Origin of the sequence: Sanguibacter keddieii DSM 10542, assembly GCF_000024925.1 — a bacterium.
Classification (GTDB): Bacteria; Actinomycetota; Actinomycetes; order Actinomycetales; family Cellulomonadaceae; genus Sanguibacter; species Sanguibacter keddieii.
Map to the genome: position 1 here is coordinate 3,121,247 of NC_013521.1, position 17,131 is coordinate 3,138,377.

At 72.3% G+C, this 17,131-nt stretch carries 12 protein-coding genes; 6 read left to right on the plus strand and 6 right to left on the minus strand.

All coding sequences use genetic code 11. From position 1 onward, the window contains the following. Positions 1 to 4: 4 nt before the first annotated feature. Both SKED_RS13725 and SKED_RS13730 read left to right on the plus strand, forming a co-directional pair. Entirely contained in the window at positions 5 to 1,279 is a 1,275-nt protein-coding gene (locus SKED_RS13725) for an ROK family transcriptional regulator (protein ID WP_143755744.1), read from the plus strand. Beyond that, the gene (locus SKED_RS13730) at positions 1,276 to 2,034 is read left to right on the plus strand and encodes an ATP-binding cassette domain-containing protein (protein ID WP_012867770.1); all 759 of its coding nucleotides are present in this window, start codon (positions 1,276 to 1,278) and stop codon (positions 2,032 to 2,034) included. The genes SKED_RS13725 and SKED_RS13730 overlap by 4 nt, the downstream gene beginning before the upstream one ends. A gap of 93 nt (positions 2,035 to 2,127) precedes the next feature. Here SKED_RS13730 and SKED_RS13735 read toward each other — a convergent pair whose 3' ends face one another. Beyond that, positions 2,128 to 2,655, minus strand: coding sequence for a GNAT family N-acetyltransferase (locus SKED_RS13735; RefSeq protein WP_012867771.1), 528 nt, complete (start codon positions 2,653 to 2,655; stop codon positions 2,128 to 2,130). 94 nt (positions 2,656 to 2,749) lie between these two features. Then, positions 2,750 to 3,409 carry a GntR family transcriptional regulator gene (locus SKED_RS13740; RefSeq protein WP_012867772.1) on the minus strand — a complete coding sequence of 220 codons (660 nt, stop codon included), beginning with the start codon at positions 3,407 to 3,409 and terminating at the stop codon, positions 2,750 to 2,752. A gap of 109 nt (positions 3,410 to 3,518) precedes the next feature. Here SKED_RS13740 and SKED_RS13745 point away from each other — a divergent pair, with 109 nt between their 5' ends. Both SKED_RS13745 and SKED_RS13750 read left to right on the plus strand, forming a co-directional pair. After that, the gene (locus SKED_RS13745; RefSeq protein ID WP_012867773.1) at positions 3,519 to 4,763 is read left to right on the plus strand and encodes an amidohydrolase family protein; all 1,245 of its coding nucleotides are present in this window, start codon (positions 3,519 to 3,521) and stop codon (positions 4,761 to 4,763) included. A gap of 97 nt (positions 4,764 to 4,860) precedes the next feature. Continuing rightward, positions 4,861 to 5,598 carry an alpha/beta fold hydrolase gene (locus SKED_RS13750; protein ID WP_012867774.1) on the plus strand — a complete coding sequence of 246 codons (738 nt, stop codon included), beginning with the start codon at positions 4,861 to 4,863 and terminating at the stop codon, positions 5,596 to 5,598. Positions 5,599 to 5,638: 40 nt separating this feature from the next. Here the strand turns inward: SKED_RS13750 and SKED_RS13755 are convergent, their stop codons facing one another. Next, the gene (locus SKED_RS13755) at positions 5,639 to 6,202 is read right to left on the minus strand and encodes a dihydrofolate reductase family protein (RefSeq protein ID WP_042438077.1); all 564 of its coding nucleotides are present in this window, start codon (positions 6,200 to 6,202) and stop codon (positions 5,639 to 5,641) included. Between the two features lie 100 nt (positions 6,203 to 6,302). Between SKED_RS13755 and purU the strand changes: the two genes are divergently transcribed. Continuing rightward, on the plus strand, positions 6,303 to 7,211 hold the full coding sequence (gene purU, locus SKED_RS13760) for a formyltetrahydrofolate deformylase (RefSeq protein ID WP_012867776.1): 909 nt from the start codon (positions 6,303 to 6,305) through the stop codon (positions 7,209 to 7,211). Positions 7,212 to 7,307: 96 nt separating this feature from the next. Here the strand turns inward: purU and pulA are convergent, their stop codons facing one another. Continuing rightward, positions 7,308 to 13,508 carry a pullulanase-type alpha-1,6-glucosidase gene (gene pulA / locus SKED_RS13765; RefSeq protein WP_042439316.1) on the minus strand — a complete coding sequence of 2,067 codons (6,201 nt, stop codon included), beginning with the start codon at positions 13,506 to 13,508 and terminating at the stop codon, positions 7,308 to 7,310. Positions 13,509 to 13,857: 349 nt separating this feature from the next. Further along, entirely contained in the window at positions 13,858 to 14,847 is a 990-nt protein-coding gene (locus SKED_RS13770; protein ID WP_012867778.1) for a malate dehydrogenase, read from the minus strand. Positions 14,848 to 15,206: 359 nt separating this feature from the next. Here SKED_RS13770 and SKED_RS19120 point away from each other — a divergent pair, with 359 nt between their 5' ends. After that, complete coding sequence (locus SKED_RS19120) at positions 15,207 to 16,553, plus strand: MIP/aquaporin family protein (RefSeq protein WP_012867779.1); 1,347 nt, start codon at positions 15,207 to 15,209, stop codon at positions 16,551 to 16,553. A 97-nt stretch (positions 16,554 to 16,650) separates the two neighbouring features. Here SKED_RS19120 and SKED_RS19125 read toward each other — a convergent pair whose 3' ends face one another. Then, a complete protein-coding gene (locus tag SKED_RS19125) occupies positions 16,651 to 17,067 on the minus strand; it encodes a DUF3017 domain-containing protein (RefSeq protein ID WP_012867780.1) in 417 nt (138 codons plus the stop codon). Between the last annotated feature and the right edge of the window lie 64 nt (positions 17,068 to 17,131).

Consider the following 17,131-nt stretch of genomic DNA (forward strand, 5'->3'; position numbering starts at 1 on the left):
GCGCGTGAGAGGCAGAGTGGCGATCAGCGGCTCCCAGTCTTCGCTGCGCGAAGCCAACAGGGCCCTCATCGTCGACACCATCAAGAAGTTCGGCGGGCTCACCCAGGTCGAGCTCGTCGCAGCCACAGGCCTCTCCCCCGCCACGATCTCGACGATCGTCAAAGAGCTGCTCGGCGGCGGGATCGTCGACACGCAGAGCACGACCCGCAGCGGCCGACGCGCGCAGATGGTCACCCTCGCACGACGTGTCGGGCTGGTGGCAGGTGTGCAGTTCGGTCACCGCCACCTCAAGGTCGCCCTGGGTGACTTCGGCCGGACCGTCGTCGCCGAGCAGACCATGCCGCTCCCGGTCGACCACCGCTCCGACACGGGCCTCGACCGGGCTGCGCTGCTGGTGGTCGAGCTGCTCGAGCGCGTCGGCGCACCGATCGACGAGCTGCTCACCATCGGCCTGACCGTCCCCGCCCCCGTCGACGTCTCGACCGGGGAGATCTCCGTCCACGGCATCATGCGCGGCTGGGACGGGCAGCAGCTCGGCCAGGTGCTCTCCGAGCGCCTGGCCCGGCCCGTCGTCGTCGACAACGACGCGAACGCCGCGGCCCTCGCCGAGCACGAGCTCGGCGCAGGACGCGGGTACCAGGACGTCGTCTTCGTCAGGATGTCGTACTCCACCGGGGCTGGCATCATGCTCGGTGGGCACCTGCACCGCGGGTTCGCCGGGACCGCCGGGGAGATCGGCCACGTCCAGGTCGACCCGCGCGGCGACATCTGCCGGTGCGGGAACCGTGGCTGCCTCGACACCGTCGTCTCGTCGACCGCGCTGCTCGACCTGCTCCGCGGTTCCCACGGTGACCTCACCCTGCGCGACCTCGTCTCTCGAGCCCTCGCCGGAGACCTCGGCTGCCGACGGGTCCTCGCCGACGCCGGGGAACGTATCGGCGGGGTCGTCGCGACGCTCGCCGGCACGCTCAACCCGCAGCTCGTGGTGGTGGGTGGCGAGCTCGCCGCAGCGGGTGAGGTGATCGTCGAGCCTCTGCGCCAGGCGGTGCTGCGGCACGTCGCCCCGAACACGGTGGCTCCCCTCGAGGTGGTGCCCGGCGAGCTCGGGGAGCAGGCTGAGGTGACCGGCGCCCTCCTGCTTGCGCTCCGGGCCACCGACGTGGCGAGCGACTACGAGACCATCTCCGCACCACCCGACGACCCGAGCAGTCCCGAGAGAACCGACCGAACCGCCAGCGCGACCCTGCCAGCGCCCGCCCCAGAGAGGGACACGACGTGACGACAGCCCGCCCGATCCCCGCGCTGAGCCTCCGTGGGATCGACAAGTCCTTCGGCGCCGTCAAGGCGCTCTCCAGCATCGACCTCGACATCTACCCGGGCGAGGTCGTGGCCCTGGTCGGCGACAACGCGGCCGGCAAGTCGACCATCGCCAAGGTGATCGCCGGTGTGATCACCCCTGACGCGGGCATCATCGAGTCTGACGGGGTGCCGGTCACGATCCCGTCGCCGACGAGCGCCCACGCGCTGGGGATCACGACGGTGTTCCAGGAGCTGGCCCTGGTCGAGAACCTCGACATCGTCTCGAACCTCTACCTCGGCCGCGAGCTGCGGCGGGGAAGCATGCTGCTCGAGTCCGAGATGGAAGAGGTCGCACGGCAGGTGTTGCGCGACCTCACCATCCGGGTGCCGTCGGTCCGCACCCTGGTCGCCGACCTGTCCGGCGGCCAGCGACAGGCCGTGGCGATCGCCCGGACACTGCTGGGGCACCCGCGCATCGTCGTCCTCGACGAGCCGACGGCGTCGCTCTCCGTCTCGTCGACGGCCGAGGTGCTCACGCTCATCGAGCGCCTCCGCGACCTCGGGCACGGCGTGGTGCTCATCAGCCACAACATGGGAGACGTCCGGGCCGTCGCCGACCGTATCGAGGTGCTGCGGCACGGCCGCAACAACGGCAGCTTCGCCGCGCGCACCGTGAGCTACGAGGACATCATCGCGGCGATCACCGGCGCCGTGGACTTCTCGAACCGCCGCTGAGGCGCAGGAACAGCAGACGACGCAGCCCGCGTGCCCGACCGGTCGTGGTCGGGCACGCGGGCTGCGTGCTGTCTGCTGGGTCCGTCGCTCCGCTCAGGCGGAGTGCGTCGGCTCCGCGTCGGTCTGGACGTCGGAGTCGTCCATCTCGCCGAGGATGCGGCGCAGGTAGGCGTAGGTGAGGTCTCCGGCCACCTGGTCGTGCTGGTGCTCGTAGCCGGCCTTCTGGTACATCGCGAGGTTCTGCTTCGAGTCCTTGCCGGTGAAGACCCAGATCTCGGTGGTCTCCTCGGGCAGGTGCGGCAGCACGGCGAACATCATCTGCGTGCCGATGCCCTTGCCCTGCAGGTCGGGGGCGACGGCGAGGCGCCCGAGGGTCGCCTTGTCGTCCTCGATCTCGACGCGCACGGACCCGACGAGACGGTGGCCGGACCAGGCACCGAGCGTCACGACGCCGTCGGCGACGAGGTCGGCGCGCAGCTCGCTGAGGGTCTGCGTCAGCGGCGGGATGTTGGGGTCGCCGTAGACCTGGGCCTCCGTGACGAACGCGGCACGGCGCAGGGTGAGCAGCTCGCCCGCGTGCTCGTCGGTCACCAGTGAGATCGTGATGTCTAGGTCGCTCATGTGTCCATCGTCTCAGACTTCTGGGCTCCTGACCGGCCCATCCACCAGGTGTTCACCTCGCGGCCTCGCGCCCTGCGCGGACGCAACCGCCCGGTCAGCCCGCGGCCTGCGCCCGCCGCGCGCGGGCGGAGGCCAGGCTCGTCCGCAGGTGCTCCTGGGCCAGGCAGTCGGCGCGCTCCACGTCGCCGTCGCGGACCGCGTCGAGCAGCGCCGCGTGCTCGGCCGCCATGGCCCCGAGGTCGTCGTGCTGGCCGAGCATCCAGCGCATCCGGCTGGCGGTGAGCGCCGAGATCTCGTCGAGGACGGTGTTGCCCGCCATCGTCGAGACCACCTCGTGGAAGTCTGCCGCGGCACGGCGCGCCTCGGTCGCGTCACCGGACGACGCGGCAGAGGTCTCCCGCGCGAGCGCCGCGGAGAGGTCGCGGAGCTGCTCGGGCGTACGCCGCTCGGCGGCCAGCCGCACGGTGAGCACCTCGATGGCGGAGCGGACCTCGACGAGGTCGAGCAGGTCGTCGTCGGTGAAGGTCCGCACGACGGCCCAGCTGCGCGGTCGCTGGGTGACCAGCCCCTCGGCGGCGAGGGTCTGGAGGGCCTCGCGCACGGGGACGCGACTCACACCGAGCGCGGCCGCGAGCTCACGCTCGACGAGGCGGCTGCCCGGTGGGCGGTCCCCGTCGACGATCTGGTCGCGCAGGAGCCGGGTCACGCGCTCGGGCTCGGCGATCGGGGCCGGGGTGTCAGGGGTGGTGCTCACCGGGTCATCCTCCCAGGTGAGGCTGCGCCACGAGCTGGCAGCATGGACGCCCACCAAATGGTATACCGTTTGAGGTGGGTTCCCACGAGCCCCGGAGAGAGGACCTCACATGACCAGCACCCCGAGCACCACCACGACCGTCCTGCAGGACGTCCGCCCGTGGGGCGGCAGCGCCGTCGACCTCGTGATCACCGACGGCACCATCACCGCCGTCGAGCCGCGCTCGACCACGGCGCGGCACGGGGACGGTGCGACGCCTCCCTCCGCCGACGGCGCCGTCAGCACCGTCGTCGACGGCCGCGGCCTCCTCGCGCTCCCGGGCCTGGTCAACGCGCACGCGCACGTCGACAAGAGCTGGTGGGGGAAGCCGTGGGTCAGCTACGGCGGCGAGGCGACCACCCAGGGTCGGATCGCCCACGAGCGGGCGCACCGCGACGAGCTCGGCATCCCCGGGACCGACGTGACCCTGCACGTGCTACGCGAGCTGCTGCGCCACGGGACCACCGCGATCCGCACGCACGTGGACGTCGACCTGGGGATCGGCACCCGCGGCATCGACGTCGTCCGCGAAGCCCTGGCCGAGCTGGACGGCGCGGTGAGCGCCGAGATCGTCGCCTTCCCGCAGGACGGCGTGCTGCGTCGCCCCGGCGTGATCGACCTGCTCGACCAGGCGGCCGCCGCCGGCGCCGAGCACATCGGCGGTCTCGACCCGGCCTCGATCGACCGGGACCCGGTGGGCCAGCTCGACGCGCTCTTCGACGTCGCCGGGCGCCACGGCGTCGGCGTCGACCTGCACCTGCACGACGGCGGTGCGCTCGGCGCCTTCCAGATCGAGCTGATCGTCGAGCGGACCCTCCGCACCGGCCTCCAGGGCAAGGTCAACGTCGCGCACGGCTTCGCGGTGGGCGAGCTCGCCCCGTCCCAGCAGCGGGACCTGGTCGCCGCGATGGGCGAGGCCGGGGTGACCATGACCACCGTGGCGCCGATCGGCGCGGCCCCGCTCCCCCTCGCGCTCCTCGCCGAGCACGGCGTCGCGGTCGGCCTGGGCACCGACGGCATCCGCGACCTGTGGAGCCCCTACGGCACGGGTGACCTGCTGGCGCTCACCACGCGTCTCGCCCAGCTCGCGCGGCTGCGGTACGACGAGGAGCTCGTGGGCGCGGCGAGGCTCGCGACGAGCGGCGCCGCGTCCTTCGTCGGGCGCGAGGTCCACGACCTCGTGGTCGGCGCCCCGGCGGACGTCGTGCTGGTCGACGCGGAGAACGTCCCCGACGCCGTGGTGCGCGCCCCGCGCCGCGAGCTCGTGCTGTCCGGCGGACGCGTGGTCGTCCGCGACGGCGAGGTGCTGGTCTGAGACGCGGTGCTGGTCTGAGGGGCAGGCCGAGCCGCACCTCCCGCGAGCGCTGCCTGTCCCTCGTGCGCACCCCAGCCCGCTCCGCCAGACTGGCCTGATGCGACTGACCACACGCACCACAGGCTCCGGACCGCTCCACGTCGGGCTGGTGCACGGCCTCGGGGCGGACGGCGCCACGTGGTCACCGTTCGCCGACCTGCTGCTGGCGACGGGCCGGTACACGGTGACGGTGCTCGACCTCCGGGGCCACGGGTCGAGCCCGCGCGCCGCGTCCTACGGGCTCGACGAGCTGGCCGACGACGTGGTGGAGTCCCTCCCGACGGGGCTCGACGGGGTGGTCGGTCACTCCCTCGGCGGCTCGGTCCTCGTGCGGGCGGTCGGGCGTCTCGCACCGGCCCGCGTGGTCTACCTCGACCCGGGTTTCCACCTGTCGCTCCCGACGTCGGGCATCGGCGGTCGGCTCTTCTGGGCCGCGCCGACGGTGTCGCTCGGGCTCGCCCAGCTGCTCCAGGCCCGCAGGTCCGGGAAGGCCCGGGCGGCCTACCCGCCCGAGGTGCGGGCGTCGCTGGACAGCGCGCACGCAGCCTTCGACCGCACGATGGCGGTGGGTGTGTTCCGCGACGTGGCGTTCCACCCGGTCGCGGCGAGCGCCCCGGAGGTCCCGTCGACCGTCGTGCTCTCCGACGACTCGGCGGCCGTGCTCCCCGACGACCTCGCGGACCGGCTGACCACGGTCGGCTGGGAGGTCGTCCGGCTGCCCGGCGTCCACCACGACATGCAGCTCGAGGCCCCCGACCGGACGGCGCGCGTCGTCGACGAGGCCCTGTCCCGCTGAGAGCGGGTGGCCGTCGTCGTCAGCACCCGACAGCGACCTGTCAGCGCCTGACGGCGTATCGGAGCCAGAGCGCACCGCCGCGGAAGCGGTGCTCGTCGAGCAGGTCGAGGTCCAGGCGCAGGCCCTCAGGCCAGAACGGCAGGCCGCCGCCGACGGACACGGGCGACACGTAGGGGTGGACCTCGTCGACGATCCCGGCGCGCAGCGCGTGGGCCGCGAGGGTGGGGCCGTCGATGGTGACGTCGTGGTCGAGCGTGTCCACCCAGGCGCGGACGGCCACCGGGTCGAAGGTCCGCTCGAGGGTGGTGCGTGCCGTGGTGGTCTCGTCGAGCGTGGTGGAGTAGACGACCTTGGTCGCGGCCTGCCACACGGTGGCGAACCGGCGGACGAAGTCGGGGTGATCGGGGACGTCGAGCGCGGTCTCCCAGAAGGTCATCGTCTCGTACATGCGACGGCCGTAGAGGTAGGTGCCGAAGCCGCGCGACTGCTCGGCGGCGAAGTCGTGCAGCTCGGGGTCTCCGGCGCCGCCCCAGTCGCTGCTGCCTGAGGTGTCCGACGCGTAGCCGTCGAGCGAGGTGAACATCGAGTACACGAGTCGACCCATCTCCTCATCGTAGGGACGCGGGCCCCTGGCGTCGAGGGTCTGGGCGGCCGACCGGCGGACGCCGTGCCACGGCTCCGGGGCGCACGACTACTCTGGCCCGGTGACCACGACCGACTCCGCCGCCCTCCCCGGGACGCCCGCGCCCGGGACCCCTGAGCCCGCGACACCCGAGCACTGGGTGCTCACGCTCTCCTGCCCCGACCGTGCCGGCATCGTGCACGCCGTCGCGGGTGCCCTCGCGGAGCACGGGGGGAACATCACGGAGTCGCAGCAGTTCGGCGACCCGGAGACCCAGCTGTTCTTCATGCGGGTGCAGGTCGAGTCGACCGCCTCGCGCGAGGAGCTCGACGCCGCGATCGGCGCCTTGGCCGAGACCTTCTCCATGACATGGCGCCTCGACGTGGTCGGCCGCCCGGTCCGTACGCTCGTGCTGGTGAGCACGGCGGCGCACTGCCTCAACGACCTGCTGTTCCGCCAGCGCTCAGAGAACCTGCCGATCGACATCGTCGGCGTGGTGGGCAACCACCGCGACCTCGAGCCGCTCACGGAGTTCTACGGCAAGGAGTTCCACCACATCCCCGTCACCAAGGACACGAAGGCCGAGGCGGAGGCCCGCCTGCTCGCGCTGGTCCGGGAGCTCGACGTGGAGCTCGTGGTGCTCGCCCGCTACATGCAGATCCTGTCGGACGACCTGTGCCGCGACCTCGAGGGCCAGGTCATCAACATCCACCACTCGTTCCTGCCGAGCTTCAAGGGCGCCAAGCCGTACCACCAGGCGCACGACCGCGGCGTGAAGCTCATCGGCGCGACGTCGCACTTCGTCACCGGCGACCTCGACGAGGGCCCGATCATCGAGCAGGACGTCGAGCGTGTGGACCACACCCGCAAGGTCGAGGACCTCGTGGCCCTCGGCCAGGACGTCGAGCGCCGGGTCCTGGCCCGCGCCGTCCGCTGGCACGCCGAGCACCGCGTCCTGCTCAACGGGCACCGGACGGTCATCTTCCGCTGAGCCGCTGAGGCTGAGGAGCGCTGACCAGCAGCCCCGCGGTGGGACGACAGAGGGCCGGACAGATACCTGTCCGGCCCTCTGTGCGTCTGGTCGCTGCTAGCCGACGCCGTCCCGGCGGCGACGCGCGACGACCGTGGCCACCCCCGCCGCCAGCAGCAGCAGCGCCAGGGCCGCGGCCAGGAGCGGCGCGGCTCCCGTGAGGCTCAGCTGGCCCACGGGACCAGACGCGCCGTCACCGTCAGCACCGCTGCCGTCAGCCGCGAGCACGGTGAGCGCCGCGGACCCGTCGATCCCCGACGCGAGCCCGACGGCTCGCACCGTGTGGTCACCGGGCGCCGTGCTCAGCGGCACGGTCACCTGGACCGAGAGCGCACCGTCGTCACCGGCTGCCCGGGCGACGAGCAGCTGCGGCTCGGAGTTGAGCCACACCTGGACGGTCTCCCCCGGCGCGAAGCCGGAGGCGTCGACGGTGAGGTTCTCCCCTGCCCGGACGGTCCCGGCCGAGAGCGTGACGACGGCGTCACCCGCACCGTCGGTCGGCTGCTCCGTCGGCTCGTCCGTCGGCGACACCGTCGGCTCCTCCGTGGGCGGCACCGTCGGCTCCTCCGTCGGAGGCTCCGTGGGCTCGGTCGGGCCGCCGACCTGCGCCTCGGTGAGGACCGCGACCGTGCGCGCCGGCACGGTGACCTGCCCGGAGGCCGCGTCCCACGCGGTCTCGCGGACCACGGCGTCGGCTCCCTCGGCCTGGACGGTCGAGAGCGCGAGGTCACGTCCGACGAGTCCGTCGAGCGTCTCGGTGACGGCGTCCGGGCTCGCGTTGAAGACGACGAGCATCCCGTCGAGCGCGGGGTCGACGTCCTCGCCCACGGTGTCGTCGACGTGCATGACGATCACGCCGGGGGTCGCGTCGGCTCCCGACCCGGGGAAGGTGACCTTCTCGGTGATGAGGCTGGCCTCGCCGAGGCGGAACAGCGGCGTCGAGTACCGCAGCGCCAGCAGCTCGGTCGCGGCGGCGTGCGCCGCGGCCATGTCGTCCGGTCCGGGCTTGAGCGCCGGGTCGGCGAGCAGCGGGCGCATGTAGTCCCACTTGTCGCCGTTCTTCTCCTCGGGCGGCAGGCCCGAGCCGAAGGTGCTCTCCTGGCCCGTCCAGTCCACCCGGTTGAAGTGGTCACCCGAGTTGTAGCTGTCCCGGTCGAGCGACTTGCTGCGCAGCAGGTCGGTCCCGGCGTGCCAGAACGACGGTGTCTGCGAGAGGGTCGCCGTCGCGAGGGACAGCGTGTTCATCCGCACCCGGTCGGCCATCGAGGTCTCGACGGGCAGCTTGAGGGTGAGGATGTCGAAGAGCGTCTCGTTGTCGTGCGCGTCGACGTAGGTGACGACCTCCTCGGGCGAGTCGGCGTACCCGGCCGGCTGGCCGTTGTAGTCGATCTCGTCACCGCGCTGGACGGTGCCCGTGGACGTCTCGAAGGTGAGGTCGCGCAGGTTGCCGGCGAGGCCGAGGCGGACGAGGTCGGCGCTGTGCGCGAGGCTCGCGTACTCCTCGGCCGAGCCGTCGTTGACGACCGACGGGTCGGCCGTGCTGGTCGGTCGGCCGTTCGGGTCGGTGCCGAGCCCGGTGCCGAAGCCCTGCTGGAAGATGCTCTCCCCCGAGACGGGGCTGCCGCCGTGGACGGCGTCGCGCAGGCGGTCGGAGAAGGTCCCGATGCCGGTGCCGCCGAGCTGTCCCTGGGTGGCCTGCTCGAAGAGCGCGTTGTCGGCGACCTCCCCGAAGTTCCAGCCCTCTCCGTAGAGGTACACCGCGGACCCGTCGACACCGTCCTTCTCGAGCGTCAGGGCGTCGAGCCCGGCCCGCACGGCCAGCATGGTGTCGCGGGAGTGGTGGCCCATGAGGTCGAAGCGGAAGCCGTCGACCTTGTAGTCGCGGGCCCAGGTGACGACCGAGTCGACCATGAGGCGCTCGGCCATGGCGTTCTCCGTGGCGACGTTCTCGCAGCACGTCGAGGTCTCGACCTCGCCTGTCGCGGAGAGCCGCTGGTAGTAGCCGGGGACCACACGGTCGAGCACGGAATTCGCCGACTGCCCGCTGGCCGCGGTGTGGTTGAACACCTGGTCGAGGACCACCTGCAGGTCGCTCGCGTGCAGGCCGCCGACCATCGAGCGGAACTCGGCGACGCGGGCGCCGCCGTCCTGGTTGCCCTCGGTCGCGTAGGAGCCCTCCGGGGCGGTGAAGTGCAGCGGGTCGTAGCCCCAGTTGAAGGCGTCTGTGTCTGCGACGGCGGCCACGGCGGCCTGCTGCTCGGTCGAGTCGGGCGCGAACCCGCTGAGGTCATCGGTGGTGTCCTGCAGCGCGCGGTCCTCCTCGATCGTGGCGATGTCGAAGGTGGGCAGCAGGTGCACGGTGTTGAGGCCTGCGGCCGCGAGGGTCCGCAGGTGCTTCATGCCGTCCGACTCTCGCGTGAACGCCATGTAGGTGCCACGCTCCGCCTCCGGGACGGACTCGTCGCTGATCGAGAAGTCACGGACGTGCAGCTCGTAGATGCTGCGGTCGACGTCGCGCTCGACGACCGGCGCCGGGGTGTCGGCCCACACGCTCGGCATGTACGCCGGGTCGCTGAGGTCGACCAGCACGGACTGCTCGGAGTTGAGCGTGAGCGCCACCGACGCGGGGTCGGTGACGACGTTGTGCTCGACGGCGCCCGTCGAGTGCACGTACACCTCGACGTCGTAGACGTAGGCCGCGTCCTTCCAGCCGGCTGCACCCTGGGTGACCCAGGTGCCGTCGGCCTGACGCTCGGCCGGGACGTCGGTCGGGTTGCCCGCGGCGACCCCGTCGCCGTCGAGCCACACGCGGGTGGTCACCGACCTCGCGGTCGGGGCCCACAGCGCGAGGGTGGGCACGTCGCCGTCCCACGTGGCCCCGAGCGTGACGTCCGAGGCGACGGTGAAGAGGTCGTCGACGACCCCGGCGACCTGCACGCCGGTCGAGTACTCGAGACCCGTGGGTCCGGACTGCGTGAGACGCAGCTCCCCGGTGAGCAGCTCGGCGACCTGCTCGTCGGTCACGGCCTCGTCGAGGGAGACGGCCAGGTAGCCGTCCACCAGCGGGTGCCGGGCCTGGAGGTCCTCGGGGACACCGTCCGGGAGGAGCGTGAGCGGGAGGTCGGAGCCTCCCGGCGTCGTGACGACGCCGTCGGCCACGGTGATCCCGCCGGTCGGCGCGCCGTGCAGCGTCCAGGTGCGGGCGGCGGGGTCCCCACCGTCCGGCACGGCCGCGGCCGGGAGCGCGAGGGTCCTGGCGTCGAGCCAGAACGCGCGGTCGCCGTCCCCGGGGACGCTCTGGTCAGCAGCCACCGTCATCTCTCCCGTCGTCGCGTCGAGCGTGAAGACCATCGTGGCCCAGTCGACGGGAACCTCGAAACCGAGGTTCTGCGCCGGCAGAGCACCGTCCCAGCCGCGACCGAAGGCCGTCTTGGTCTCGTAGAGCCCGGCCGGGATGCGGTTGGTGGTCAGCGTGTAGGTGTCGTCACCGTCCGGCGCCATCCACGAGCCGAGGCAGGTGGGGTCCCAGTCGCCCGCGCAGCCGAGGTGCGTCTGGAAGCTCCCGGCGGCGACGGCGAGGCGCCCGTCGGGGCTGCCCTCGAAGAAGTGCGCCACCCGGTGGGTGAGGTCGTCGTAGACGAAGGTGACCTCCTGCTCGGCCGGGAGGGTGAACGTGACGTTCTCACCGTCCCGCCCGTAGCTCTCGGTCCAGGCCTGGTCGATGGCGACCTTGTACTCGTAGTCCCCGGCGGGGAGCGTCCAGGTCCCGGAGAAGACCGACCCGGCACGCTCGGAGAGCACCGCGTCGTCGCAGGCGGGCATCCAGGCGGCCGAGCAGCCCATCGCCGGGTTCATGGTCCCGGCCACCGAGACGGTGACGTCGCGGAGCGGCGGCGGGCCGTCGGTGGGCAGCGGTGCACCGGTGCCGTGGTCGTCACCGACGCTCGCCGACACGACGGTCTGCGTGAGACGGTCGTCGGCGTCGCGCACGACGGCGCGGTACTCCATCACCGTGCCGGGCGGGACGTCGGCGACGTCCTGGAACAGGCGCGGGGCACCGTCGTCGATCGTGCCGAGCAGCTCCCACTCCGAGGCCCCGACCACGCGGGAGGAGATGGTCGTCTCCGCGTAGCGCTCGGTGCCGAGGTCGACCGCGATCTCCTGGAGCCCCTCGAGGCCCTGGCCGAGCACCGGGGTGCTGAAGGTCGGTGCCACGGGGTCTGCGTCGGCGGTCAGCGGCGACTGCGCCTGCAGGACGACGGCGCCGAGGGCCGGGACGGTCACCGCGACGGTGCCGTCGGCCCCGGAGGTCGCGGTGGCGTCGGTGCCGTAGAGCGGCGCGAAGGTCGCGTCCGGGGTGAGGGCGGTCAGCTCGACCGTCGACTCCGTCGTCGCGTTGTTGACGGCCACGAGGTACTCGGCCGGGGCGTCGGCCGCGGTGTCGACGCGGGAGAAGGCGTAGACGCCTGCTCCCGCGGCGACGTGCTGCTCGACCTGCGCACCGTCGGACAGCGCGGGGTGCGCGCTGCGCAGCGCCGCGAGGCCCGCGATGTGCGTGTAGAGCGCGCCGTCGGTGCCGTAGTGGTCACCGGCGCCGGAGGACCCGTCGAGCAGGGCCTGGTCCCGGAACTCGGCGACCTGCGAGTCGAAGAGCGACTGCCGGGAGTTCTTGTCCTTGCCGTCGCCGACGCTCCCCACGAAGCCCTGCTCGTCGCCGTAGTAGACGACGGGCTGGCCGCGGGTGAGGTACATGAGCGAGTGCGCGAGCTCGGAGCGCTGGAGCGCGTCCTCGCGCCCCTTGACGACGTAGCCGAGGCGGCCCATGTCGTGGTTGCCGAGGAAGGTCGGCAGGGCGTGCGCGTTCTTGGTCGGCGTCGTGTAGTACGCGTCGCCGTCGAAGAGCCGCTGGAGGACGCGAGGGCCGCTGCCGTCGGCGAAGGCCGCCGCGGCCGACTGGTAGGTGAAGTCGAGGACGGAGTCCATGTCGGTGTCGCGCACGTACGGCGACAGCTTGGTCGGGTCGGCGTCGTAGACCTCGCCGAACATGAAGAACTCGGGGTTGTCCGTGGCCTCCTTGATGGCGGTGGTCCACTGCTCCCAGAACGAGAAGTCCACGTGCTTGACGGTGTCGATCCGGAAGCCGTCGATCCCGGCGTCAGCCCAGTGCTGGTAGATGTCGACGAAGCCGTCGACCACGGCCTGCTGCGAGGTGTCGAGGTCGTCAAGCCCGTCGAAGTCGCCGAGGATCACCGACTCCCCCGCCCAGGTGGAGTTCCCGCGGTTGTTGTAGAACGCCGGGTCGTTGAGCCAGGCGGGGTTCTTGACGTCCTCGAGGCCGATCGGCACGAAGGGCGTGTACGGCTCCGTCGTGGTCGGGCGGTAGGTGTACTCGCCCTCCTCGTAGTCGATGATGTCGGCCGTGTGGTTGGTGATGATGTCGAAGTAGACCTTGATGTCGCGGGCGTGCGCCTCCGCGATGAGGCCGTCGAGCTCTTCGTTGGTCCCGAGGTGCGGGTCGATCGACAGGAAGTCGGTGATCCAGTAGCCGTGGTAGCCGGCCGACGCGTCGGCGCCGGTGCCCTGGACAGGGCGGTTCTCGAAGGACGGCGTGAGCCAGATCGCGGTGGTGCCGAGCCCCTCGATGTAGTCGAGGTTCTGGCGCAGCCCGGCGATGTCGCCACCGTGGTAGAAGCCCTTGTCCGTCGGGTCGAAGCCGTGCTCGAGCCGGTCGGTCGCCGGCACGCCGTCGACCGTCACGTAGCCCGTGTCGTTGGCGGTGTCGCCGTTGGCGAACCGGTCGGTGAGGACGAAGTAGAACTGCTCGTCGCCGCCCGGCTGGCGCACCGGCGCGGGCGCGTCGGCCTCGGTCGGCTCGGGGACGTCCGCCGTGGGCACGAAGCTCGTGCGGCCGGTCTCGGTGTCGAAGAAGACCTCGAGCTCGGCCTCGCCGGCGGTGTGCAGGCGGATGTTGGCGGCGTCGGCACCGGTCGCCCCGGCGCGGCCCCACGACGGGTCGTCCCAGGTGGTCCCGGCGAGCACCTTGAGCTCGTAGTCGCCGCCGGGGAGCGTGACGGTGGTCGAGAAGAGGCCGTCGGTGGCCGTGGGCGAGAGCGCCCCGGCGTCGCAGGCGGGCGCCCAGTCCTCGGCGCAGCCGAGCTCGGTCTGGAGCGAGCCGACGAGGCGCGGAGCAGCGGGCTCGGCGGCGGACGGCGCGGCCGTCACGGTGCCGGCCACCCCGGCGAGGCTGGCCCCCAGCATCGCCACGGCGGTGAGGACGGCAGGGAACCTTCGAGAGGGGCCTCTCAGCAGAGGTAGCTGGCGCGATGCAGCGGGGGTCATCCACGACTCCTTCGTCGAGGGCACGCCACGGTGCGCGCCCAGGTCTGTGGGCCAGACTGTACGCGTTGCAGAAAGTTGCAGCAAGGGACCGGGTGAGGTTTGCAGCGGTGTCGGCCTGCGCCCGTTATTACCGGCTGATACCGGGGCTTTCCGGGCGCGCTTCTTGCAGAGATTCATCCCATGGGTGATGACCGCGGACGCCTGGACGCAGCAGAGCCCGGCCGCACTGGCGACCGGGCTCTGGTGGAGGTGGAGGTGGTGCCGGGAGCTAGATCAGCCCGAGGCTGCGCACCGCGTCGCGCTCCTCGACGAGCTCCTTGACCGAGGCGTCGATGCGCTCGCGCGAGAAGTCACCGACCTCGAGACCCTGGACGATCTCCCAGCGGCCGTCGCGAGAGACCACCGGGAAGGACGACACGAGCCCCTCGGGGACGCCGTAGGAGCCGTCGGACACGATGCCCGCGGACGTCCAGTCGCCCTTCGGGGTGCCGTGGACCCAGTCGCGCACGTGGTCGACGGCCGCGTTGGCCGCCGACGCCGCCGACGAGGCCCCGCGCGCCTCGATGATGGCAGCGCCCCGCGTCGCGACGGTGGGGATGAAGTCGTCCGTCAACCAGGTCGAGTCGTCGGTGAGAGCCGTCGCGGGCGCCCCGTCGATCTCGGCGTGGAAGAGGTCGGGGTACTGGGTGGCCGAGTGGTTGCCCCAGATGGTCAGGCGGCGGACCTGCGAGACCGGCACACCGGCCTTGGTCGCCGCCTGGCTGAGCGCACGGTTGTGGTCGAGCCGCGTCATGGCGGTGAACCGGTCGGACGGGACGTCCGGGGCGTGCGAGGCGGCGATGAGGGCGTTGGTGTTCGCCGGGTTGCCGACCACCAGGATGCGCACGTCGTCGGCTGCACCGGCGTTGATGGCCGCGCCCTGCGGGCCGAAGATCCCGCCGTTGGCCTCGAGCAGGTCACCGCGCTCCATGCCCTTGGTCCGCGGGCGCGCGCCGACGAGCAGCCCGATGTTGGTGCCGGCGAAGCCGTCGGTCGGGTTGTCGAAGATGTCGATCCCGGCGAGCAGCGGGAAGGCGCAGTCCTCGAGCTCCATCGCGGTGCCCTCGGCGGCCTTGACCCCCTGCGGGATCTCGAGCAGGCGCAGCCGCACGGGCACGTCGGGCCCGAGGAGCTGGCCAGAGGCGATGCGGAACAGGAGGGCGTAGCCGATCTGTCCGGCGGCTCCTGTCACGGTGACGTTCACAGGGGTGGGGCTCATGTCACAACTCCTTCGTCCGGCACGGTCCGCCGGATGCGGTTCGGCGTCGAGGGCGAGGCGGCCGTCGACCACTCCTGCGTGGTCGGGTGACCGTCGTCGCCACGCTACTAGACTCCTCGACGTCGAGATACTTCTGGCCGGCCGCGTCGGCACGTCCGACCGAGGCCGCAGACCCGGCTCGACCTGCACCGACGCCGCGTGCAGCCCGTGGTCAGGCCTCTCCCAGGGTCGTCTGCCACCATGCACGACGTAGACCTGCAGCCAGGGGGCCAGCACGTCCGACGACCACGCGCCCGTCTCACGACCACGCCGCTGTGCCTCGTCCCGGCCCCACCGCACCGACCCACGACAGGACCCACATGTCACACGACGCCCACGCACCGACGACGATCACGGAGACCGTGACCGTCCAGACCGCGGTCGACGACCCCGCGGCGACGACGACCACGACGACCGCCCCACGCACGTCGCTCCTCGCCGTCGCCGGCGCCGAGCTCTTCGGCACCTTCCTGTTCGTCTTCGTCGGTCTCGGCGCGGCGCTCTACGCGACGACGCAGGGGCTGAGCACCTTCGAGGTCGCCCTCGCCTACGGCATCGCCCTCATGGGTGCGCTCGCCGCCGTCGGGCACGTCTCCGGCGGGCACTTCAACCCGGCCGTCACCCTCGGGTCCACCCTGGCCGGACGCACCTCCTGGAAGCGCCTGCCCGCGTACTGGGGAGCCCAGCTCGTCGGTGCGGTGGCCGGTGCCGCCGCGCTGTTCGCCGCCCTCCCCGCGAGCTTCGCGTCCGAGTCCTCGGGCTTCGCGACGCTCCGTGACTTCTTCTCGACGACCGCGAACGGCTACGGCGTCCACTCCGCCGCGTACCGGTCCGCCGAGACGGCCTTCTACGCCCCGTACCTCGCCCAGGGCTTCCCGCGCGACCAGGTCGACGAGGCCATCGCCGCCGGGCAGCTCGCCGCGCCGACGCTGCCGACCTTCGACACCGTCGAGGTCGTCATCTTCGAGGTCGTGCTGACCGCGCTGTTCGTCGGCGTGTTCCTGGCCGTCACGGACCGCCGCGTGCGCTCGCGCATGGTCCCCGTGGTCCTCGGCCTGAGCTTCGCCGCGCTGCTCCTGGTGGCGACACCCATGTCGAACGGCTCCCTCAACCCGGCCCGCTCCGTCGCGGCCGCCGTGTTCTCCGACGGCTGGGCCTTCAGCCAGCTCTGGGTGTTCCTCGTCGCCCCGCTCGCGGGCGCGGCGATCGCCGCGCTGTTCTACCGCGGCTTCGCCTCCGGCCCCACCGCGCTCAGCGTGGCCGTCGCGACCGGCATGCGTGACGAGATCGCCGTCGAGGAGGAGGCCGCTGACGCAGAGGCCCGCGACGAGCTCTTCGACCGCTCGGCGCGCACGGCCGGCACGACCAGCACGACCGGCACGACCGGCAAGGACGACGCCGACCAGGTCGGCAGCACGGACGAGGACGACGAGGTCGCAGGATCGGCTGAGACGGCTGAGTCGTCTGAGACCCGCTCCGACGACGTGGCGCCCCCGGCTGCCACCGAGAAGTTCGCGCCGAAGACGACGGCGAAGGGCTCGGCGAAGGACTCGAGCACGACCTCGGACAAGGCTGAGGCCGACGGTCCGGAGGACGCCGCTGACGCTGCTGGCACCGACAGCACCGACGACACCCGTCCCACCGGTGGTTCCCCGAAGACCACCTGACCCGCAGCACCCGCAGCACCCGCGGCACCCGCGGGAGCACGGCGGCTCCCGGCCGCACGCTCTCGCACACGACCCCGGACCTCCTGGAGACGACTCTCTAGACGTCCGGGGTCGTCTGCGTGAGCACGGCGACGGCGGCCGCGAGGAAGAGGTAGAAGAGCACGTCGAAGGTCCGCGACCGCACCGCGAGGCCGACGACCGCGCCGGGTGTGACGGCGCGGCAGACCCCGGCGACGGCGAGCACGCCGGAGAGCGCGAGCGCACCCGCGTGCGCCCCGACGGTCACGACGAGGACGAGGACCCCGACGAGCGCCACCACGATCGCCCAGATGGCCGGGCTGCGTCGGGGCTGGACGGGGAGCGGGTGCAGGACCTGGCTCGAGGGCGGGAGGGACGCCACGGGCGGGTCGCCCGCAGGGACCCCGTCGGCTCCCGCGTCCAGGGTCGCCGGACCCGGGGTCGTCACGTCGTGGGTGCGGTCCGTCTCGTCCCGCTCGCCCGTCTCGTCGTCCACCGTCACCTTGTCTGCCGCTGTCGGTCTGCCGACCACCGTCACGAGAGCATCACCCGACCGAGAC